23 protein-coding genes are annotated in these 20,758 nt (G+C 63.8%); 13 read left to right on the plus strand and 10 right to left on the minus strand.

Annotation, left to right across the window (positions count from 1 at the left end):
* Positions 1-14 precede the first annotated feature (14 nt).
* The 4 genes from RMR13_RS06640 to lpxK form a co-directional block, all read right to left on the minus strand.
* Positions 15-878 (minus strand): NAD(+)/NADH kinase, encoded by an 864-nt coding sequence (locus tag RMR13_RS06640; RefSeq protein WP_310599852.1) that lies wholly within the window; start codon positions 876-878, stop codon positions 15-17.
* The gene (gene proC / locus RMR13_RS06645; protein ID WP_310599853.1) at positions 875-1,696 is read right to left on the minus strand and encodes a pyrroline-5-carboxylate reductase; all 822 of its coding nucleotides are present in this window, start codon (positions 1,694-1,696) and stop codon (positions 875-877) included. Before proC ends, RMR13_RS06640 begins: the two co-directional genes overlap by 4 nt.
* A 191-nt stretch (positions 1,697-1,887) precedes the next feature.
* Positions 1,888-2,886, minus strand: coding sequence for a UDP-3-O-acyl-N-acetylglucosamine deacetylase (gene lpxC, locus RMR13_RS06650; RefSeq protein ID WP_310599854.1), 999 nt, complete (start codon positions 2,884-2,886; stop codon positions 1,888-1,890).
* A gap of 254 nt (positions 2,887-3,140) precedes the next feature.
* Positions 3,141-4,214 carry a tetraacyldisaccharide 4'-kinase gene (lpxK, locus tag RMR13_RS06655; RefSeq protein WP_310599855.1) on the minus strand — a complete coding sequence of 358 codons (1,074 nt, stop codon included), beginning with the start codon at positions 4,212-4,214 and terminating at the stop codon, positions 3,141-3,143.
* A gap of 153 nt (positions 4,215-4,367) precedes the next feature.
* Here lpxK and RMR13_RS06660 point away from each other — a divergent pair, with 153 nt between their 5' ends.
* The 8 genes from RMR13_RS06660 (at position 4,368) to RMR13_RS06695 (ending at position 11,757) form a co-directional block, all read left to right on the plus strand.
* Positions 4,368-5,492: a branched-chain amino acid ABC transporter substrate-binding protein gene (locus RMR13_RS06660; protein WP_310599856.1), complete on the plus strand. Its 1,125-nt coding sequence runs from the start codon at positions 4,368-4,370 to the stop codon at positions 5,490-5,492.
* A 77-nt stretch (positions 5,493-5,569) separates the two neighbouring features.
* The gene (locus tag RMR13_RS06665; RefSeq protein WP_310599857.1) at positions 5,570-6,472 is read left to right on the plus strand and encodes an ABC transporter permease subunit; all 903 of its coding nucleotides are present in this window, start codon (positions 5,570-5,572) and stop codon (positions 6,470-6,472) included.
* Between the two features lie 9 nt (positions 6,473-6,481).
* Positions 6,482-7,705: an ABC transporter permease subunit gene (locus RMR13_RS06670; protein WP_310599858.1), complete on the plus strand. Its 1,224-nt coding sequence runs from the start codon at positions 6,482-6,484 to the stop codon at positions 7,703-7,705.
* A gap of 23 nt (positions 7,706-7,728) precedes the next feature.
* Positions 7,729-8,517 carry an ABC transporter ATP-binding protein gene (locus tag RMR13_RS06675; protein ID WP_310599859.1) on the plus strand — a complete coding sequence of 263 codons (789 nt, stop codon included), beginning with the start codon at positions 7,729-7,731 and terminating at the stop codon, positions 8,515-8,517.
* Complete coding sequence (locus tag RMR13_RS06680; protein WP_310599860.1) at positions 8,510-9,217, plus strand: ABC transporter ATP-binding protein; 708 nt, start codon at positions 8,510-8,512, stop codon at positions 9,215-9,217. Before RMR13_RS06675 ends, RMR13_RS06680 begins: the two co-directional genes overlap by 8 nt.
* Positions 9,218-9,267: 50 nt before the next feature.
* Positions 9,268-10,275 carry a Gfo/Idh/MocA family oxidoreductase gene (locus tag RMR13_RS06685; protein WP_310599861.1) on the plus strand — a complete coding sequence of 336 codons (1,008 nt, stop codon included), beginning with the start codon at positions 9,268-9,270 and terminating at the stop codon, positions 10,273-10,275.
* Between the two features lie 44 nt (positions 10,276-10,319).
* Complete coding sequence (gene lpxB / locus RMR13_RS06690; RefSeq protein WP_409070271.1) at positions 10,320-11,471, plus strand: lipid-A-disaccharide synthase; 1,152 nt, start codon at positions 10,320-10,322, stop codon at positions 11,469-11,471.
* Positions 11,464-11,757 carry a Smr/MutS family protein gene (locus tag RMR13_RS06695; RefSeq protein WP_310599863.1) on the plus strand — a complete coding sequence of 98 codons (294 nt, stop codon included), beginning with the start codon at positions 11,464-11,466 and terminating at the stop codon, positions 11,755-11,757. Before lpxB ends, RMR13_RS06695 begins: the two co-directional genes overlap by 8 nt.
* Here the strand turns inward: RMR13_RS06695 and RMR13_RS06700 are convergent.
* The 3 genes from RMR13_RS06700 to RMR13_RS06710 are packed head-to-tail and all read right to left on the minus strand — an operon-like array spanning position 11,714 to position 12,626.
* The gene (locus RMR13_RS06700; protein WP_310599864.1) at positions 11,714-12,229 is read right to left on the minus strand and encodes a hypothetical protein; all 516 of its coding nucleotides are present in this window, start codon (positions 12,227-12,229) and stop codon (positions 11,714-11,716) included. The genes RMR13_RS06695 and RMR13_RS06700 overlap by 44 nt on opposite strands.
* A complete protein-coding gene (locus RMR13_RS06705) occupies positions 12,226-12,492 on the minus strand; it encodes a DUF493 domain-containing protein (RefSeq protein ID WP_310599865.1) in 267 nt (88 codons plus the stop codon). The genes RMR13_RS06700 and RMR13_RS06705 overlap by 4 nt, the downstream gene beginning before the upstream one ends.
* Entirely contained in the window at positions 12,489-12,626 is a 138-nt protein-coding gene (locus tag RMR13_RS06710; protein WP_310599866.1) for a hypothetical protein, read from the minus strand. Before RMR13_RS06710 ends, RMR13_RS06705 begins: the two co-directional genes overlap by 4 nt.
* Between RMR13_RS06710 and RMR13_RS06715 the strand changes: the two genes are divergently transcribed.
* Positions 12,625-13,539, plus strand: a complete 915-nt coding sequence (locus tag RMR13_RS06715) for a diguanylate cyclase domain-containing protein (protein WP_310599867.1) — start codon at positions 12,625-12,627, stop codon at positions 13,537-13,539. The two genes, RMR13_RS06710 and RMR13_RS06715, sit on opposite strands and share 2 nt — an antisense overlap.
* Positions 13,540-13,587: 48 nt before the next feature.
* On the opposite strand, the gene RMR13_RS06720 is transcribed toward RMR13_RS06715, so the two are convergent.
* Positions 13,588-14,010 (minus strand): TM2 domain-containing protein, encoded by a 423-nt coding sequence (locus RMR13_RS06720; RefSeq protein ID WP_310599868.1) that lies wholly within the window; start codon positions 14,008-14,010, stop codon positions 13,588-13,590.
* Complete coding sequence (locus RMR13_RS06725) at positions 13,974-15,044, minus strand: glycoside hydrolase family 3 N-terminal domain-containing protein (protein ID WP_310599869.1); 1,071 nt, start codon at positions 15,042-15,044, stop codon at positions 13,974-13,976. The genes RMR13_RS06720 and RMR13_RS06725 overlap by 37 nt, the downstream gene beginning before the upstream one ends.
* Positions 15,045-15,284: 240 nt before the next feature.
* On the opposite strand from RMR13_RS06725, the gene RMR13_RS06730 reads away from it, so the two are divergent.
* Positions 15,285-16,292 carry a GGDEF domain-containing protein gene (locus RMR13_RS06730; protein ID WP_310599870.1) on the plus strand — a complete coding sequence of 336 codons (1,008 nt, stop codon included), beginning with the start codon at positions 15,285-15,287 and terminating at the stop codon, positions 16,290-16,292.
* Positions 16,293-16,368: 76 nt separating this feature from the next.
* Here the strand turns inward: RMR13_RS06730 and RMR13_RS06735 are convergent, their stop codons facing one another.
* The gene (locus RMR13_RS06735; RefSeq protein ID WP_310599871.1) at positions 16,369-16,767 is read right to left on the minus strand and encodes a pancreas/duodenum homeobox protein 1; all 399 of its coding nucleotides are present in this window, start codon (positions 16,765-16,767) and stop codon (positions 16,369-16,371) included.
* Positions 16,768-16,927: 160 nt separating this feature from the next.
* Here RMR13_RS06735 and RMR13_RS06740 point away from each other — a divergent pair, with 160 nt between their 5' ends.
* The 3 genes from RMR13_RS06740 to RMR13_RS06750 are packed head-to-tail and all read left to right on the plus strand — an operon-like array spanning position 16,928 to position 20,750.
* Positions 16,928-19,120, plus strand: a complete 2,193-nt coding sequence (locus tag RMR13_RS06740; RefSeq protein WP_310599872.1) for an ATP-dependent helicase — start codon at positions 16,928-16,930, stop codon at positions 19,118-19,120.
* 14 nt (positions 19,121-19,134) lie between these two features.
* Positions 19,135-20,442 (plus strand): folylpolyglutamate synthase/dihydrofolate synthase family protein, encoded by a 1,308-nt coding sequence (locus RMR13_RS06745; protein ID WP_310599873.1) that lies wholly within the window; start codon positions 19,135-19,137, stop codon positions 20,440-20,442.
* Positions 20,439-20,750, plus strand: a complete 312-nt coding sequence (locus RMR13_RS06750) for an HNH endonuclease (protein ID WP_310599874.1) — start codon at positions 20,439-20,441, stop codon at positions 20,748-20,750. Before RMR13_RS06745 ends, RMR13_RS06750 begins: the two co-directional genes overlap by 4 nt.
* The last annotated feature ends 8 nt before the right edge of the window (positions 20,751-20,758 follow it).

Raw genomic sequence — 20,758 nt, forward strand, 5'->3', positions numbered from 1 at the left:
ACGGCCCGGAGGGGTCAGCAATACTTACAGACCTTCTCCGGCAGGGGCACGTCGACGCTTGCCCCGCCCCAGTTGAGTTTGTTGCGCAGGATGTTGAAGTAGCTCTTCCACGGCGAACTGATGATCAACAGCGGCTTGGAGGCCTTTTTCACCAGCAGGTAGTCGTTTTCGGTGATGGTCCATTGCAGCTCGCCGTCGACGATCACCTTAACCTGGCCGGCCGGGGCCAGCAGCTGGGTGGTGACTTTCTGGCGGGAGCCGAGCAGCACCGGCCGCGATTCGAGCATGAAGGGGCAGATCGGGGTGAGGACGATGGCCTCCAGTTCGGCATGGACCACCGGCCCTCCGGCGGAAAGGTTGTAGGCCGTCGATCCGGTGGGGGTCGACATGATCAGCCCGTCGGCCCGGTAGGTGGTGACATATTCCCTGCCCGCCCAGCACCGCAGCCGGATCATGGCCTCAGTGCTTTTCTTGACGATGACCACCTCGTTCAGGGCGTGGACCGAGGTGCTCTTCTTGCCGGTCATCCCGTTCACATAGGCGGCAGTCAGCATGATCCGCTTTTCCATGCGGACGTTTTCCTCGACCAGCAGCGTCTCCAGGGCATGATATCGCTCATCGGCGGCCACCTCGGTGAGAAAGCCCAGGTGCCCCAGGTGAACGCCCAGAACGGGCAACTGATAGCGGCTGGCCTTTTCCGCCACGTGGAGCAGGGTGCCGTCGCCGCCGAGCACGATCAAAAGATCCATCCCCGGTTCGATGCCGTTCAGTTCCGCCCTGATTCCGCGCCGATTGAACCAGGCAATCATCTCCCGGCCGATCTGCTCCACCTCGGGGCTGTCCGGCCGGGTGACCACTCCCGCATACTCGATCTTCATCCGCCCAAGGCCCTCGACCGTTCGGTTGCCGCCACCACCGCGTCCATGATCGTCCCCCTCAAGGCCCCCTTTTCCAGCACCCGCAGGCCGGCAATGGTGGTGCCGCCGGGCGAGGTGACCCTGCCCTTGAGAATGGCCGGATGTTCGCCGCTTTCCAGGGCAAGCCGGGCCGAACCGAGCACGGTTTGCACGGTCAGCTGTTCGGCCACGGGCCGGGGCAGGCCGGCCAGCACTCCGGCGTCGACCATGGCCTCGATGAAGGCGAACACATAGCCCGGACCGCTGCCGCTCAAGCCGGTCACCGCATCGAGCAGGTGCTCCGGTACCTCGACGCAGGTTCCCACCGCGGAAAAAAGGGCCATGGCGATCTTTCGGTCGCGGTCGGTAACCAGGTCGTTGGGGCTGAAGGCGGCGGCACCGGCCAGCACCAAGGCCGGGGTATTGGGCATCACCCGGATCAACCGGACCGGCACGGCGAACGCCTCGGCCAGACCTTGCAGAGTGACCCCGGCCATGATCGAAAAAACCAGGTGCCGCTGGTCGACCAAGGGTCGGTAGGCGGCCAGCACCGTCGCGGCCAACTGCGGCTTGACCGCCAGGACCAGGATCTCGCTTTTCTGGCAAAGTTCCGCCGGATCCTGGGTGCAGGCAATGCCGTACTCTTTTGCGAGATACTCGCGGCGAGCCGGCATCGGTTCGGCGATGGTTATCTGTTCCGGTGCGGCCAGGCCGGCGGCCAGAATGCCGCGGACCATGGCCTCGGCCATTTGGCCGCCGCCGACAAAGCCAATGTTGGCAAGGGGAAGTGTCGCGCCCATGTTCGTTTTCTTGAACCGTTCCGATTGATGAAAAAAGAAGAAAGATGAAATGACCGCGTCATTATACGCGGCTTGACCACGAGCGACAACCGTTGTCCTTGTCGGTGCCGCTGACGGCAAAAAAAAACCGCCGGCAAAACCGGCGGTTTTTTACAGCGGGCCAATCCCTTGTTCCGATATCCGCCTCCGACTCAGACGGCGCAGGCCGGCCGGGTGGTCATCACCTCGCCCGCCGGAGCGAAGAAAGGGGCGAAACGGCGACCCGAATTCCTGGCGGACTGCACCTTGTGGCGGCACAGGGAAGCGCCCCGCTGCTTGAAGGTCACGTATTCCCAGGACTGGGGATTGTCGATGACCGCCTGCATGAAGGCGCGGTGCAGGCCATGGCCGGACCGGTCGGCAATCACGTGGCCGAGCACCGGCGAGCCGAGCAGAGTCATGTCGCCGATGACGTCAAGCACCTTGTGGCGGATGAATTCGTCGTCAAAGCGCAGGCCGTCCTCGTTGAGGATCGAGCGCCGGTTCCAGTGGATGGCGATCACGTTATCCAGGGTGCCGCCCAGGGCCAGACCGTTTTGCCAGAGCTGCTCCACCTGCTCGACAAAGCCGAAGGTGCGGGCCCGGGCAATTTCCTTGCCAAACCGCTCCGGCGTCACTTCCACCGAGTAGCGCTGCTCGCTGATCAGGGCGTCGTCGAACTGAATCCGGGCGGAAACCTTGTAACCGTCGTAGGGCTCGATCCGGATCGATTTGTTGCCGTCGGCAAGGCTGATCGGCCGGGTGATCCGCAGCATCTTGCGCAGGGAATGCTGCCGGCTCAGACCGGCGGTCTTCAGCAGGCGGACGAACGGTCCGGCGCTGCCGTCCATGATCGGCACCTCGTGGGAATCGAGGTCGATCACCGCATTGTCGACACCGCATCCCCGCAACGCCGCCAACAGATGCTCGGTGGTGGAAACGGTGCACGAACCTTCGCCGATGGTGGTGGCTAAAGTAGTGCTGACCACCCGCTCCACCCGCGCCGGGATGACGGGGCGGCCGGAGATGTCGGAACGGAGGAACTGGATGCCGGTGTTCGCCGGGGCCGGATTGATGGTCAGATTGACGGTCCGGCCGGTATGGAGGCCAACGCCGCAGCAACTGACCGGGCGTTGAAGGGTATATTGATACGGCTCTATTTGAGGTGCCATGTTGAGTGCCTATGACAAGCGAGTAAACGGAAAAAGTAAAATTTTTTAAACCACATGCAACAATCAAACCACCTGAATCAACAGGCCTCTCGTAGGGAGAATTCTGTATTTTTTGTATGAAAAATCAAAAGGATAAAATCTTGACATTTCTTTAAAGTCGCCGATGCCACTCACCGTAAATCTGTGGCAAAAAACACACAAATTGCATAATCCAGTGAAAATGTGGCCGATTCGACACAAAGACCAGGCCGGCTTCAACGCCGCGCCTTCCGTGATTCGAGGTGTTCGAGCATGGTCCGGGCAAAATCCTCATCGGCTGCCACCCGCATGCGCAAGCCGTACAGGGGTAAAGGCAGCTGCGCCGCCCTGCCGGCCAGCTTGACCAGATCTTTTTCCGTGGTCAACAGCCACTGGGCTCCTGATTTTCGCGCCAGGGTGAGCAGCCGATCCAGCTGCGCCTCGCCGTAGCGCTGATGGTCGGACAAACCAAGGAAACCGGCCGGGGCAAAGCCCTGATCGGTCAGGGTCTGCCGGAACAACTCGGGGTGGGCGATGCCGCAGAAGCCGAAGCAGGGTGCGCCTTGAAGCGGACCGGCATTGGCCGGGACGATCATGCCGGAGGAGGCGACCTCCACCAGGCCTTCCATCTGCAAGCCGGCAAAGGCGATCGGGGTATCCGGAAATTTCGAGCGGAGCAGCTCGGCGAACCGTTCGGCCCGTTCTCGGTTGGCCTCGTGCACCCCGGTCATGACAAAGCCGGTGGCGCGGCGCAGGGCGGCCACCGGCTCCCGCAGGTCGCCGCCGGGAAAAACCCGGGAGTTGCCGGCCAGGCGATCGGTGTTGAACAGCACCAGGTCGATGTCGCGGACGATCGGCAGATGCTGGAAGCCATCGTCGAGCAGCAGCACGTCGGCCCCCATCTCCAGGGCGCGGCGGGCCGGCAGCCTGCGGACGATGCCGGTCAGCACCGGCACGCCGGGCAGGGTTTCGGCCAACAGCCGCGGTTCGTCGCCGGCGGCATGGGCATTGAGCAGCAGGTTGCTGCCGTCGGATACCAAATTCACCTTGCCCCTGGCCGCGCCGCCGTAGCCGCGGCTGACAATGGCGGGCCGGAAGCCATGCTCCTGAAACAGGCGGGCCAGGTACTGCACCATCGGCGTCTTACCGGTGCCACCCATGGTCAGGTTGCCGACACTGACCACCGGCACCTCGAACCGGTAGGAGGGCAGCATTCCCCGCCGGTAGAGCGATTCGCGCAGGCGCATGGCCAGACTGTACAGGGGGGAGAAAGGACGGCCGAAGGTAAAAAACAACGAGTTCGTTTCCATGGCGGACACGCCGGCCGGGCAACGGGGCGTGGGACCTGCCGCCGCTTCGATCCGGTCATTTTTAGTGCAAAAAAAAAAGAATACGGTATGAAAAAGGCACAGTAGAGCATTCCCGCCGCTTTTGCAATTCAATCCCCAAACGAGGCTGCCATCGTGTCGCATGCGCAATTTTTTCTTGTCGGACTCGCAGCGCTGGCCTTTTCGGCCTGCGTCGCCGGGACATCATGGGCCTCCGAACCCATCAAGATAGGATTTGCCGGCTCCCTCAGCGGCGATTTGGCGCCCTATGGCCTGCCGCCCCTGAAGGCGGTCCAGCTGGTGGTCAAGGAGATCAACGCCAAGGGCGGCATCCAGGGCAGGCCGGTGGAACTGCTGGTCGAGGACGACGCCTGCAAACCGGAACTGGCCACCAACAGCGCCACCAAGCTGGTCGCCGGCGGGGTCAGGGCGGTAATCGGCCATATCTGCTCCGGACCCACCAAGGCGGCCCTGCCGATCTATCAAGCCGCCAAGGTACTGGTCATCTCGCCTTCGGCAACCAGTTCCCTGCTCAACCGGGACGGCGAATATCCGTTCTTTTTCCGGACCATTGCCGCCGACGACGTCCAGGCCGCGGCCCAGGTCGACTTTGCCCTGCACACCCTCAAGGCCGGCAAGATCGCGGTGCTCCACGACAAGGGCGACTATGGCAAGGGCCTGGCCGAGTTTGCCAAGGCCCTGATCGAGCGTTCCGGCACGGCGCAGGTGGTGCTGTTTGAAGGCATCACTCCCGGCGCGGTCGATTACTCGGCCGTGGTCCAGAAGATCAAGCGCTCGGGAGCCGAAGCGGTCCTTTTCGGCGGCTACCACCCCGAGGCCTCGAAGCTCGTCGGCCAGATGCGGCAGAAACGGCTGGCCATCCCCTTTGTCTCCGACGACGGCGTCAAGAACGACACCTTCATCAAGGTGGCCGGCAAGGATGCCGAAGGCGTGTATGCCACCGGCCCGGCCGATGCCTCCAACAATCCGGTCACCAAGGCCTATCGGGAACAATTCAGGCAGGCCGAGGGCAGCGATCCGGGCGCCTTCTTCGACAATGCCGTGGCCGCGGCCCTGGCCCTGACCAACGCCCTTGCCAAGGCGGGCTCCACCGACCCGGAAGCGGTGGCGCGCATTCTCCGCAGCGAGGAGGTGGCCACGCCCTTCGGCCCCATCAAGTTCGGCGCCAAGGGCGAGCCGGTCGGCATCGGGGTCACCTTGTACCAGGCCCGCGACGGGCAATTCGTCCAGGTCCGATGACTCCGGGGCACGGACAGGCAACGGGCGCCTCGTCGCGCCCGGCCCGCCGCACGGACTGACCCGCTCGGAGCGCTTCTGTGGAGTACTTCCTCGAGCTCTTGTTCAGCGGCCTGACCAGGGGGGCGATCTACGCCCTGATCGCCCTGGGCTACACCATGGTCTACGGCATCATCGGCCTGATCAACTTCGCCCACGGCGAAATGTACATGATCGGCGCCTTCACCGCCCTGATCGTTTCCTCGGTGCTGTCGATCTACGGCCTGCCCCTGCCGGCCATTCTCATCCTGGCCGCCCTGGCGGCCGCCATCTGGGCCGGGGCCTACGGTTTCACCGTCGAACGGCTGGCCTACCGGCCCCTGCGCGGCGCCCCCCGGCTCGCGCCCCTGATCTCCGCCATCGGCATGTCCATCTTCCTGCAGAATTACGTCCTGCTGGCCCAAACCTCGGATTTCGTCCCCTTTCCCTCGCTGGTGCCGGAATTCGCCTTTCTCGAACCCTACGGCGCCATCGTCGATTCCTCCGGCCTGACCATCCTGGCAGTCTCGGCCCTGGTGATGACGGCGCTGACCCTGCTGATCAAGTTCACCCGGACCGGCAAGGCCATGCGCGCCACGGCCCAGGACCGGAAAATGGCCTTGCTGATCGGCATCAATGTCGACCGGATCATCTCCCTTACCTTTGTCACCGGCTCGGCCCTGGCGGCCGTCGGCGGCTTGCTGATCGCCTCCCATATCGGCCAGATCAACTTCGCCATCGGCTTCATCGCCGGCATCAAGGCCTTTACCGCCGCGGTGCTGGGCGGCATCGGCTCCATCCCCGGCGCGGTGCTGGGCAGCTTTGTCCTCGGCCTGACCGAAGCCTTTGCCACCGGCTATGTTTCCAGCGACTACGAGGACGTGTTCGCCTTTTCCCTGCTGGTGCTGATCCTCATCTTCCGACCCGCCGGTCTGCTGGGCAAGGCCGCGGCGGAAAAGGTGTGAGGCGCGACCATGAAGAGCCTGCCCATGCCCACCGGCAAAGATATCCGCCATGCCCTGCTCACCGGCCTCTGGTTCATGTTCCTCACCTTTCCCTTGCTGGTGATCAAGGTCGATCCGACCGAGCAAACCGTGACCTGGCGCTGGGCTAATCTGCTGTGGGTGGGCGGCGCCAGCGCGGCCGTTGCCCTGACTTGCCGGCTGCTCGCCGCCCACCGGGCCGCCAGAGCGGAACGCCTGCGCCGGATGCCGGACCAGGCCTCCCCGCACTTCCCCAAGCCGCCGCTATTGTTCCGGCCGGAGCGCCTGTTGCCGCTTAGCGCCATTGCCATGCTGTTTTTCCTGGCCTTTCCCCTGGTGTTCTCCACCTATCAGGTCAACATCATGACCACGGCCCTGATGTACGTGATCTTGGGGCTGGGGCTGAACATCGTGGTTGGGTTCGCGGGCCTGCTCGATCTCGGCTACGTGGCCTTTTACGCGGTGGGGGCCTATGCCTACGGCCTGCTCCACCTCCATTTCGACCTGGGCTTCTGGGTTGCGCTGCCCATCGGCGGCCTGCTGGGGGCGCTGTTCGGCATCCTGCTCGGCTTTCCGGTGCTGCGGCTGCGGGGCGATTACCTGGCCATCGTCACCCTGGGATTCGGCGAGATCATCCGCCTGATCCTGGAGAACTGGGGCGCCTTTTCCCAGGGGCCGAGCGGCATTGCCGACATCCCCCGGCCGGGCTTGTTCGGCCTCGACATGACCCTGGACCAATCCCTGATCTACCAGTACTATCTCACCATTGCCATGGCGCTGGCGACCGTCTTCGTGGTCAATCGCCTGCGCCACTCGCGCATCGGCCGGGCCTGGTTCGCCCTGCGCGAGGATGAAATCGCCTGCCAGGCCATGGGCATCGACAAGACCGCCATCAAGCTGACCGCCTTTGCCCTGGGAGCGGCCTGGGCCGGAATGGCCGGGGTACTGTTCGCCGCCAAGACCACCTTCATCAATCCGGCCAGCTTCACCTTCCTGGAATCGGCGATCATTCTCTGCATCGTGGTGCTGGGCGGCATGGGATCGATCACCGGGGTGGTGCTCGCCGCCCTGATTCTCATGCTGCTGCCCGAATATCTGCGTGCCCTGGCCGAATACCGCATGCTGGTGTTCGGGGCCGTGTTGGTGATCATGATGATCGTCCGTCCACGCGGTCTCATGTCGCCGCCGCGTCAAACGTACTCACCCAGCCGCTAATTTGTGGCATTATTGACACACTCATGCATCCTTTGCTCATTGTCAGCGGCCTGACCATGGATTTCGGCGGCATCCGCGCCCTGGACCAGGTGGATCTGCGTATTCTTCCAGGCGAAATCGTGGCCTTGATCGGCCCCAACGGCGCCGGCAAGACCACCTTGTTCAACTGCCTGACTGGAATGTACCGCCCCACCGGCGGCCAGGTGCTGCTGAACCCGCCGGGGCGGACGCAACGACGGCTGCACGGCCTGCCGCCCCACCGGATCACTGCGGCGGGGCTGTCGCGCACCTTCCAAAATATCCGTCTTTTCCCCAACATGACCGTGCTGGAGAACGTGATGGTCGGCCGCCACTGCCGCACGACCGCCAAGCTGTTCGGGGCCATCTTTCGGCCGGCGGCCACGGTGCGCGAGGAAAGGGAAACCGTTGGCATGTGCCTTGCTTTGCTTGACCGGATCGGGTTGAGCGATCAAGCCGACGAGTTGGCCCCAAACCTCCCGTACGGCGCCCAGCGCCGGCTGGAAATCGCCCGGGCCCTGGCCACCGATCCCCAACTGCTTTTGCTCGACGAGCCGGCGGCTGGCATGAACCCGCAGGAAACCGCGGAGTTGGAAGCCTTGATTGCCTCCATCCGGGACGACGGCCGGTCCATCTTGCTGATCGAACACGACATGAAACTGGTGATGCGCCTGTCCGACCACATCTTTGCCATGGATTACGGCCGCCTGATCGCCGAAGGCACGCCCGACGAGGTGCGGTGCCACCCGGCGGTGATCCGGGCCTACCTGGGCGAGGAGGCAACCGATGCTTGAATTGTGCGGGATCGACGCCGCCTACGGCAGCATCCAGGCGCTGCACCGGGTCAGCCTTCGGGTCGAGCAAGGGGAAATCGTCACCCTGATCGGCGCCAACGGCGCCGGCAAAACCACCACCCTGATGGCCATCAGCGGCCTGGTGCCGCCCCATCGGGGCGAAATCCTGTTTGCGGGCAGAACGATCACCGGCCTGGCGCCAGAGGTCCTGGTCCGGCTCGGAATCTGCCAGGTGCCCGAGGGCCGTCACATCTTTCCCGACTTGAGCGTGGCGGAAAATCTCGACCTGGGGGCCTTTCTTCGCCGGGACCGGCGACAGGTGGCCGCGGATCGGGAACAGGTATACCGCCTGTTTCCGGTCTTGCAGCAACGGCGCCGCCAACCTGGGGGTACCCTCTCCGGCGGCGAGCAACAGATGCTGGCCATTTCCAGAGCGCTGATGGCCAGGCCCCGGCTGCTGCTGCTCGACGAGCCTTCCATGGGCCTGGCACCGCTCATGACCAAGCATCTGTTCGAGATCATTGTTGCAATCAACAAGGAACAGCACACCACCATCCTGTTGGTGGAACAGAACGCCAACCTGGCCCTGCAGGTGGCGGATCGGGGATATGTCCTGGAGAACGGGCGTATCGTCATGCACGACACGGCCGAGGCGCTTCGCCGCACCCCTGCCGTTCAAAGCGCCTACCTCGGCATCTGAGCGCACCGCTTGCCCGAGGGAACGCACCAGCCAAAAGGAAACAGCCAAACATGAAGAAAGTTGTTAAAGTTGGAGTTATAGGTGTTGGATATTTGGGACGTTTTCATGCCCAGAAATATGCGGCCATGGCCGATGTCGAACTGGTGGGCGTGGCCGATACCGACCCGGAGCGGGCTCGGCAAATCGCCGATGAATGCGCCACCCGGCCCTATGCCGATTACCATGAGCTGCTCACCCAGGTCGACGCGGTATCGGTGGTGGTGCCGACCAGCCTGCATCACGAGGTGGCCAAGGCCTGCCTGCTGCAGCGGGTCGACGTCCTGGTGGAAAAGCCCATCACCACCACCCTGACCGAGGCCGACGACCTGATCCGGCTGGCCCGCGACCGGCAATGCATCCTCCAGGTGGGGCATTTGGAGCGCTTCAATCCGGCGGTGCTGGCCATGCAGCCCCTGCTCACCCACCCGCTGTTCATTGAGGCACACCGCATCTCGGTGTTCAAGGAACGGGGCACGGATGTGGATGTGGTGCTCGACCTGATGATCCACGACATCGACATCGTGCTGTCTATCGTCAAGTCGCCGATCGTCTCGATCCTCACCGCCGGCACCCCGGTCATCACCCACCTGACCGACATCGCCAACGCCCGCCTGATCTTTGCCAACGGCTGTACCGCCAATATCACGGTGAGCCGCATATCCATGGAAACCATGCGGCGGATGCGGATCTTTCAACCCGGCCAATATCTGTCGGTGGATTTCGGCCGCAAGGAAATCATGGAGGTGCGGTTACAGCCGGGCCGGGACGGCGGCACGCCGGTGCCGGAAATCAACAAGTCGGCCTTCCAGGACCAGGATGCCCTTGAGCTGGAACTCTGCGATTTCATGGACCATGTTCGCGAACGCAGCGAACCGGCGGTCAGCGGCGAAGAGGGCCGCCGCGCCCTGGACGTGGCCCTGCAGGTGATCGCCCAAATCCACGGCAACCGCGAGCGGATCGAGCAGATCCTCCGGGACGAGGGCCACGCCAACCTGTTGCCCTACCTCAAGCCCCATTGATCCCGGTGGCTGCCTTGCAAGAGCATGAACAGGGGCGCGAGGTCATGATCGTGGCCGGCGAGGCCTCGGGCGATCTGCACGGCGCCCGCCTGGTCCAGGCCATGCTGGCCCTTGATCCGCGGCTGCGCTTCTGCGGCATGGGCGGCAGGGAATTGCAGGCCGCGGGCGTGGAACTGCTGGCCGACGCCGCCAAACTGGCAGTGGTGGGCGCGGTGGAGGTGCTCGGCCATTTGGGTGACATCTTGCGCGCCCGCCGTGCCCTGCTCGAGCGCATGCGCACCCACCGCCCCGATCTGTTGATTCTGATCGACTACCCGGACTTCAATTTCCTGCTGGCCAGGAAGGCCAAAAAGCTCGGCATCCCGATCTTTTATTACATCAGTCCCCAAATCTGGGCCTGGCGCAGCGGCCGGGTCCGCACCATCAAGCGCCTGGTCGACCGCATGGCGGTGATTCTTCCCTTTGAACCCGCCTTTTACGCCCGCCATGGCGTGGAGGTCGATTTTGTCGGCCATCCGCTGCTCGATTCGGTCAAGCCCGGACTCTCGCCCGAGGCATTCAGAAGCCGGCACGGCATCGAGCCCGATCGGCCCTTGATCGGGCTGTTGCCCGGCAGCCGGCGCAAGGAAATCGCCACCCTGCTGCCGGTTTTTTTGGCCGCGGCAGGCCTGATCGGCCAGGAACTGCCCCGGGCCACCTTTCTGCTGCCCCTGGCGCCGACCGTCAACCGCGACCTGCTCGACCAACACGGCCTGGCCACCTGGCAGGAGCGCCTCGACATCCGGGTGATCGACGAGGATCGGTACGCGATGATGGCGGCCTGCGACGCGGCGATGGCGGCCTCGGGCACGGTGGTGCTGGAACTGGGCATTCTGGGCGTGCCGACCGTGGCCGCCTACCGAATGAGCCCCCGCACCTACTGGCTGGGGCGCTTGTTGATCCGGGGCCTGCGTTTTTTTTCCCTGGTCAACCTGATCGCCGAACGCGAGGTCATCCCCGAACTCCTGCAGGACGCGGCCAGTCCCGAACGCCTTGCCCAGGCTACCCTGGCCATGCTGCAGGATGACGAAAAACGGCAGGCGATACTGGCCGGGCTGGCCGAGGTCCGCAGCCGCCTGGGCGGGCCGGGCGCCTCGCAGCGGACAGCCGTGGCTGCCTTGGATTTGCTCGAAACGCGGAGAATGTCCCGTGGATGACCTCGAACCGGTGCCCCTGCCCATCGACGGCACCCTGGATTTGCACGCCTTCCATCCGGCGGATATCAAGACGCTCGTTCCGGACTACCTGGAGGAATGCCAACGGCTCGGCATCCTGCGGGTGCGCATCGTTCACGGCAAGGGAACCGGCACTTTGCGGCGGACAGTGCACGCCCTGCTCGGTCGGTTGGAAATGGTGGCCGAATTCCGTCTGGCCGACGAAACCGGCGGTTCCTGGGGAGCTACGTTGGTGACGCTTCGGGGGCGGGAGCCATCGGCTCGATAAGTCCATGCTCGGCGGCCAGGCGGCGTACCTGGCGCATGAAGGTGGAGGGCAGCGGCAGTTCGCGGTTTTCCTGAAGAATGCCGAGGGCCTTGGCCATCAGCAGGGTGGGAATGGAATGGATGCCTTCCTGGTTGTCGCAGATGGTCTTCATCCGCAGGGTATCGGTGAGTAAAGGTAAAAGCGGGGCGCAGGTAACGGCCAACTCCCGCAACTCCCGTTCGACCAGTTCGCGGTTGGCGGCGCCAAAGGCGGCCACCGCCGCGTCCGCAGGCAGGGTGCCGAACAGGTTGTTGATCACCGCCCCGGCCAGCATCGTATGCTCCGGGTCGGGTCGGTCGACATACCGGTCGTGGATGCTTTGCCGCAGGGTCTTGAACAGCAGCATCTGCATGGTGACGATCGCCTCCCGCATCACCGGGATGACCTTGTTGTCGATCAGGGGTTTGTCCCCTTCCGGAGAAAGATTGCTCATAACACCACCTTGACGGCCGGATCGTCGGCAAATTGCCGATACAGGCGCAGTCGTTCGGCTTCGTCGGCGACCGTGGTTTCCACGACCACGCTCAGATAACGGCCGCCGGCGCTGACGTTGCCGTCGGCAATCGCGCAGGCCGCCAAGTCCACCACCCGGCCGATGGCCGCGACCACGGCGCCGCGCTCTTCCCCGATCAGGCGGAACTGCCAGCGGCAGGGGTAGTGTATTTCCGGCTTGCAGCCGTGCCTGTCCTCGTTCATGTTTTCGCTCCTTCGGCGGCCTTATAGCGCGATCCGCTGTCCTTGCCAATAAAAAGAGTACTCCTCATTTTGCGGCCATGATGGTATGCTTTTCCAGAGTGATCTTCCATCGCCGTTGCCTGGAGCAGAGCCATGCCTTCCCCTTTTCTGATTATCAGCCATCACCTGAACTTCGAATCCTTTTTTGCTGAATTTTCGACCTCGTTCGAGGCAACCGTGGTGACAAGCGGCCAGGACGGTCTCGAAGCCCTGGCCCAACCGACCCCCTGGAACGGGGTGCTCGTCGCCGTCCGGCTGCCCGACATGGACGGCCTGGAGTTGATCGAGCAGCTCGACTCGCAGGCCGGGCCCGTGCCCTTGCTCCTGGTGCCGGACGACCAACTGGCTGAATTGCTGCCGCTGGCCAACAGCCGCTCTGTCTTTCGAGTGGTGCCGGAAAGCACGCCGCCGCACATCCTGGCTGCCATCCTGATCGATACCGTGCGCCAATTCGAACTTCTCCAGCAGGAACACCGCCTGCTGGCGCGGATCGAGCAGCTTTCGCTCACCGATTCCCTCACCGGTTGCTCTGCCAGGCCGCACATCCCCGCCCTTTTGCACCGGGAGCTGCGCCGCTCCCTCCGCTACCGCCATCCCCTTTCGATCATCCTCTGCGACCTCGACGGCTTGACGCGCATCAACGAGGCCTTCGGCCATCAGGCCGGCGACACGGTCCTTGCCGGTTTTGCCCGGGCCGCGGCCCAGGTGACCCGTCAGGATATCGACACCATCGCCCGATGGGGCGGAGACGAGTTCCTGGTGGTCCTGCCCGAAACCCCGATCAGCGGGGCCGGCCGGGTGGCGACACGGATGAGGGAGCGATGCGCCCAGCTCGGCCAGACCGAGGATGGTCGTACCCTGGCCTGCAGCGCCAGTTTCGGGATCGCCGGTTTCACTCCGGACAACGCCAAGCGCAACGCCACCGCCGAGGACCTGCTGCTGCTGGCCGAGCGCTGCCTGCTCCAGGCCAAGGCCGCCGGCGGCAACCAGGTGCTCTGCTGCCCCTGAGCGCCGCTCGGCCCGGCTTGTCCCGCCACTCCCTGTCTCCCGCTTCGATCAAGAGCGTTCGCCCCTGCCGGGGAGGGTGCTGCCGTTGACCAGGGTGATCTGGTCGTTGAGGGTCCACATATCGTAGATATAGCCCAAGCCGCACAAACCGACGGTGAACAGGTAGAGGACGCCGGTGCCGATCTTGCCCAGATAGAAGCGGTGGGCGCCGAACAAGCCCAGGAAAACCAGGAGCAGCCAGGCCACGTTGTAGTCGATCGGCCCGGGAATGGAGCGGATTTCCGCCTCCCGGTCCATGGCCGGGATGAGGAAGAGATCGACCAGCCAACCGATGCCCAGCAGGCCGAGGGTAAAGAAGTAGATGGTGCCGGATACCGGCTTGCCGTAGTAAAAGCGGTGGGCGCCGATAAAGCCGAACAGCCAGGCGGCGTAGCCTATGACCAGGTTGTGGGTGGGCCGGGGAAATTCCATGGTTGTTGTCCTGCGATCATTGCCTTGAAGCGCGCGATGCGCGCCAGTGAACACTGAATACGTTGCGGTTCTATCCGGCCGCTGTCAAGCAGGGCCTCGATCGCCTCGATGCCCTCCCGCACCGCGTGTTCGGTCGGACTGAGGTTGTTGCCGACCACCACCACATCCACTCCGGCCAGCACCGCCCGCTGCACGGCTTCGGCGTACGGCCAGCCCGCGCTGATGGCGCGCATCTGCATGTCGTCGCTGAACACCACCCCGCCAAACCCGAGCTCCTGCCGCAATTGCCCGGTCACCATGGCCGGCGACAGGGTGGCCGGCAGCCCGGACGGATCGAGCCGGCGGTTGATGAGGTGCGCTGTCATGATTCCGTCGGCATAGCCCGCGGCCAATAATTGCCGATAGGGTTCCAGCTCGATCGTCTGCCACGGGGTCGTGGTGTCGACGAAACCGAGGTGCGAATCGCTGCCGGCGCTGCCATGGCCGGGAAAATGCTTGAGGCAGCAGCCGATGCCCTGGCGATGGTGGGCCTCGATGAAGGCGCGGGCATGGGCCGCCACCTGGGCCGGATCGGCGCCGAAGCTCCGCTGGTAGCGGCCGATGATCGGATTGTCCGGATTGAGGTTGAGATCGACCACCGGCGCGAAATTGAGATTGATCCCGTATTCGGCCAATTCCGCAGCCATGGCCTCGGCGGCCCGCGCCGTGGCGGCCACGCCCTCGGCGGCCAGTTCCGCCGCGCTGCGGGAAGGTAAAAAGCCGTTTTTCGGCGCCAGCCGGCAGATTCTGCCGCCCTCCTGATCGATGGCGACCAAGGGGGGAATGGCGGCAAATTGACGCAATCCGGCAACCAGCTGTGCAAGCTGCCGGGGCGATTCGATATTCTGTACCGAGCCGTCGACGTTACGGCTGAAGAGGATCACCCCGCCCAGCCGGTCCTCGGCCAGGGACCGGGCAAGCCAATGGTCCGCTCCGACCTCGCGGCCGAGAAAACCGGCCACGAACATCTGCCCCAGATTCAATCCGCTTTCCATCGCCTCTCCTTGCCTTGCCTGTTTGCTGCCCCTGTTCGTCGAAAATTTGACAACCGAACGCCACTTGCTCCAATCGATCGGGAATCGACAAGGGAACCAATCGTTATCATTGAACAATATAAATTATTGTACAACAGGCATGAAAATCGCTTTCTACAAATAATTACTCACTGCGCGATGCGCTCCGCCTCCAGCGCCGGTGCCTCGCGCCATGACTTCCAAGCCGATTGCGGGATTGTTATGAACGTGCAAATGCTCGACGATCAAGTTGACTTTCAGGTTGCCTCCAGGGTGGAAAATCTGCTGTCCGAACTGTACCACTACCGGCACCAATCGGAAAAACTCCAGAAAATCAACACGCTCTATCAGAGGATGGCGGGGATTCTCGACCTGCCCTCCATGATCGAGGCCTATTCCATCTGGCTGATGGAATTTGTCGACCACGAGCTGATCGGCTACCACAATCCAGCCCGGCAGCGCATGCACATGTTCTGCTCCTACCACGGGCCCAAAAGGCGGGAAGCCATTCAATTGGCGCAGGAAATTCTGGAACAGCCGATCAGCCGGACGCCGGATGGCAGCCAGGCCGCCGGCTTCAAAATCCACAAATGGGCGTTCAACTCCGCCGACTGCGAGGGCATGATGGTCATCCTGACCAAGGGCAAGGCCCTGGTCGAGGACGAACTGCAATTCATCGACGAGTCCCTGGTCATCCTGGCCGAACCGCTGAAGCGGGCCCTGGAATACGAGGAGATCTTCGCCCAGGCCCGTCGAGACAGCCTCACCGGCCTGCCCAACCGCTTTGTGTTCGAGGAGCGGATCGGCTCCGTCATCGAACAGGCCCGCCGGCACGGCCGCCCCCTCACCCTGGCCGCGCTCGACCTGGATCGTTTCAAGGCGGTCAACGACACCATGGGCCATTTCATGGGCGACCAAGTGTTGAAACAGGTCGCGGAGGCGCTGCAACGGGAAATCCGGCTCTCCGACATGCTGGTCCGCATGGGCGGCGACGAGTTTCTCCTGGTCCTGCCCGACACCAGCCTGCAGGATGCCAAATTCCTGGCGGAGCGGCTCTGTCTGGCGGTGGAGCAACTCGACCTGACGACCAAGGCCGGAAAATTGGCGGTCAGCATCGGTTTGATCGAGTGGCAGCCGGGTCTGACCATCCAAAGCTGGCTCGAACAGGCCGACGATATCCTCTATCAAGCCAAGGCCAACGGCGGGGCGCAGGTGGCGGTGGCCAATTAGCGCCGCCAACAACCGCCCCGGTCAACGACACCGCCGATCAGCCGGCAACGCTCCCAAGCCCGGCTGCCATGCCGGCTTACTTCTTTGCCAGCTGAATCCGCAGCGGGATGCTGTGCAGCGAGCGCCCTTTTTGCTCGGTGCGTCCCAGCTGCCAATCCGCACAGCGCAGCTCGCCGCCGAGCACCTGCTCGATCTCTCCCACCAGTCCCTTGATATCGATCACCGGATGCCGGCCAAAGACTTCCGGCAGGCCGTAGGTCAGGTTGCAGGCCAGACAGCGCCCCGGCCGCTCGTGCAGGTTGAGGAGGAAATCCAGGGTGTTGGCCTTTTGGTCGTACCCGGCATAGGTCAAGGCGATGTCGTAGGCGCCCTCGCTGGTGTCGCCGAACAGGGCGTCGAAAAAAGCATCGGAGCGTTCCGGCGGAAACAACGACCGGAGAACCTGTTCCGTGAAGATGTGCTCTGGCTGTATCATGGGCTGTGGCTCTTTGTCAGAAATCCGTCTACACTGCGTATGAAACCGAATTCACCGGGCGCAAGCCGCGACGAACCGGGAGTCTGCGACTTTACCCAGTGGCAGCCGCCGGTGTCAACAGGCATTGCGCCCCAGTTGCCGCTGTGGTAGAAGAGCGGCTATGCACTCCCCTGTCCCTTCGCTTTTCGATCGGGCCGCGATGCCCTCCTCCTCTTCGTTTGCCGAGCAGCTCAATCGCGCCCAACACGCCGCCGTCAACCATGGCGACGGCCCCATCCTGGTGATAGCCGGGGCCGGATCGGGCAAGACCCGCACCCTGGTCTACCGGATGGCGCATCTCATCGACCGGGGCGTGCCGCCCGAATCGATCCTGCTGCTGACCTTTACCCGCCGGGCCGCCCAGGAAATGCTCGGCCGCGCCGCCGAGCTGACCGCCGGAACCTGCCGCCGGGTCATGGGCGGAACCTTCCACGCCACCGCCAACATCCTGCTCCGCCGCTACGGCCATCACCTCGGCCTGGGCGCCAATTTCACCATCATCGACCGGGGCGACGCCGAGGGCATCGTCAACCTGCTCAAATCCTCCTTGGGCATGGCCGGGGCCGGCAAGCGCTTCCCCTCCAAACGGGTGGTGCTGAACCTGATCTCCGGGGCAATCAACCGGGCGACCACCATCGAGCAACTCGTCTACGGCGACCACATTCATCTTACCGAATTCATAAACGATTTCTACACAATCGCCGAGCATTACCGCCAGTTCAAGCTCGATCACGGCCTGATGGATTACGACGATTTGCTCATCAACTGGAAGCGGCTGCTGGCCGAATCGGAAGCTGCCCGCGACGAATTGTCAACCCGCTTCCAGCACATCCTGGTGGACGAATACCAGGACACCAACCTGCTCCAGGCCGAAATCGTGCGGTTATTGGCCTATCGCCACAGCAACGTGATGGTGGTCGGCGACGACGCCCAATCGATCTACAGCTTCCGGGGGGCGGATTTTTCCAACATCATGCGCTTTCCCGAGCAGTTTCCCGGCACCGCCATTGTCAAGCTCGAGGAAAACTACCGCTCCACCGAGCCGATCCTGCAGCTGACCAACGACATCATCGCCCACGCCGAAAAAAAATTCGCCAAAACGCTCTTCACCAGCAAAACCGGCGGCAACAGACCGCAACTGGTGGCCGCGCCCACCGAGGCCGCCGAGGCGCGCTTTGTGGTCGAGGCCATTGAGCGGCGCCGGCAGGAAGGCGTGCCGCTCCACGAAATCGCGGTACTGTTCCGTTCCGGCTTCCACTCGTTCAAGTTGGAGATCGAACTGGCCAGCCACGCCGTCGATTTTGACAAGCGCGGCGGCCTCAAGCTGACCGAATCGGCCCATATCAAGGATCTGCTCTCCTTTTTCCGGGTGGTGATCAACCCCTGGGACAACCTGAGCTGGAACCGCATCCTGCTGCAGCTCGACAAGGTCGGTCCCAAGACGGTGCAAAAAATCCTGGCCGCCCTCCGGGCCACGGACTCGCCCTTTGCGGCCCTGGCCGCCTACCGGCCGGGCCCGGCCTGGAAAACCCAGTTCGACCTGTTGACCGCCACCCTGGAGCGATTGCGGCAGCCGGAGCTGACCCCGTCCGATCAATTCGACCTGGTCATGCGCTATTACGAGCCGGTGTTTGAAAAGATGTATTACGACGACTACCCCAAAAGGCGCCGGGAACTCGACCAGATCAAGGCCCTGATCGCCGGCTACGGCGACCTGCAAGCCTTTGTCGACGATACTGCCCTCGACCCGCCCGACACCGGGACCGCGACCGATGCCTTTGCCGACGACACCCGGCTGGTGCTCTCCACTATCCACTCGGCCAAGGGATTGGAGTGGGACACGGTCTTTGTCATCGGCCTGGCCGAGGGTCGTTTCCCCCACCTGAACGCCGCACCGGGCGAACAGTGGGAAGAGGAGCGACGGCTGCTGTATGTGGCCGCGACCCGGGCCCGCAACCAGCTCTACCTGACCTATCCCAAGGAGATGGTCACCCCCGACCGGCAGCAGATGCGCACCGCGATGTCGCCTTTTTTGCGGGAGATCAACCCCGGTTTGTACCAAAGCATCGACCGGGCCGGCACCGTCACCGCGCCGTCGACCAGCCAATACCAACCGACGGCGTCCCCGGCTTCGCTGGCGAGAAAAACCGCGCCCCACCCGGAATATATCGAGGGGATGCGGGTCAACCACGCCTTTTTCGGCCCCGGCCGGATTGCCTCGGTTCCGGGCCCGCGCCGGGTGGAGGTCCATTTCGACCGCCACGGCAGCAAGATCCTGCATCTCGATTACGCCAAACTCGATCCGCTCGGCTAGACCGTGCCGCCGCCATGCCCGCATCCATGACCATCCGCCAGGCCGAAGATTGGCTGGCCCAGCGTCAGCTCTTCACCATCAAGCTCGGCCTGGACCGCACCCGCAACCTGCTGGCCGAGCTGGGCAATCCCCAGGATCGGCTGCAGATTATCCATATCGCCGGCACCAACGGCAAGGGCTCGGTGGGCGCGAGCCTGCTGGCCCTGCTCTCGGCCGCCGGCTTTCGCACCGGCTTCTACTCCTCGCCGCACCTGGCCGACGTCCGGGAACGGTTCCGGATCGACGACCGCCTCATCTCCGAGGCCGATTTCGCCACGCTGGTGGCCCGGCTGGCCGCCCTGACCGGCAGCCGCGACCACCAGCCCACCTATTTCGAATGTACCACCCTGCTGGCGCTGATGTGGTTTGCGGAACAGAAGGTCGACGCCGCCATCCTAGAAACCGGCATGGGCGGCCGGCTCGACGCCACCAACGTGGTCAGGCCGCGCGTCGCCATCATCACCGATATCAGCCGCGATCACGAACAGCACCTCGGCCCGACCATTGCCGCCATTGCCGGCGAAAAGGCGGGGATCGTCAAGGCCAAGGTGCCCACCGTCTTTTCCGGCAGGGCAAGCGAGGCGGTGGCGGTGATCGAGGCCCGTTGTCAACAATTGCACAGCCCGCTGTCGCTGTTCGGCCGCGATTTCTTCGCCCAGGCAGCCGCGCCCGGCACATTCGACTACCAGGGCCCCACCGGGACGAAGCTGGGCGCCCTGCCCCTGATGCTCCAGGGCGCCCATCAGGTGGTCAACGCCGGGGTGGCCCTGGCGGCGCTCGAATTGCTGGCGCCGGTTTTTCCGGTCTCTCCCGAGGCGATTGCAATCGGCCTGCGCCAGGTCCGCTGGCCCTGCCGCATGGAAGTGCTTGCGGTCCGGCACCGGGACAAAAACCTGCGGGTGCTTCTGGACGGCGCCCACAACGAGGCGGGCGTGGCCGCGCTGGCCCAGGGGCTGCGTGCCGGCTATCCCGGCTGCCGGCTGTTGCTGATCTGGGGCAACATGGCGGACAAGCACATGGGGCAGCCGTTGCTCGATCTCCTGGCCCTGGCGAACGCGGTGATGCTCACCCGCACCGAGTCGCCGCGCTTTGCGGAGCCACAGATGCTGTATGCCGGCCTGCCGCCAGCAATCCGCGACAGAACCGACTGGTGCGAAACCGTGGAACAGGCTTTGGACCGTATGTTGGCACGGGCGGAACCCGACGATCTGGTCTGCGTGGCCGGGTCGCTGTACCTGGCGGGCCGGGTCCGCCGGATATTGACCGGAGGTCCGGCCGCGTGAAGCACGAAGCATACTTTACCCTGGACGCCATCGACGAGACCCTGATCAAGGCCGAACGCAACAAGGCCAGAACTCTGCGCAAAAGCCGCTGGTGGCAGCAGAAAACCGCCTCCGGCACCTGCTGGTACTGCGGCCGGCAGGTCGGCTACCATAACCTGACCATGGACCATGTCATTCCCTTGACCCGGGGCGGCCGCAGCACCAAGGACAATCTCGTCCCCTGCTGCAAGGAGTGCAACAACAAAAAAAAATCCCTGCTGCCAGTGGAGTGGGAGGAATACATGGCGGACTTGCACCGCCGCAAATAGGGCTCGCC

It is taken from the genome of Desulfobulbus sp. (assembly GCF_031547805.1).
In the GTDB taxonomy this organism is placed as follows: domain Bacteria; phylum Desulfobacterota; class Desulfobulbia; order Desulfobulbales; family Desulfobulbaceae; genus Desulfobulbus.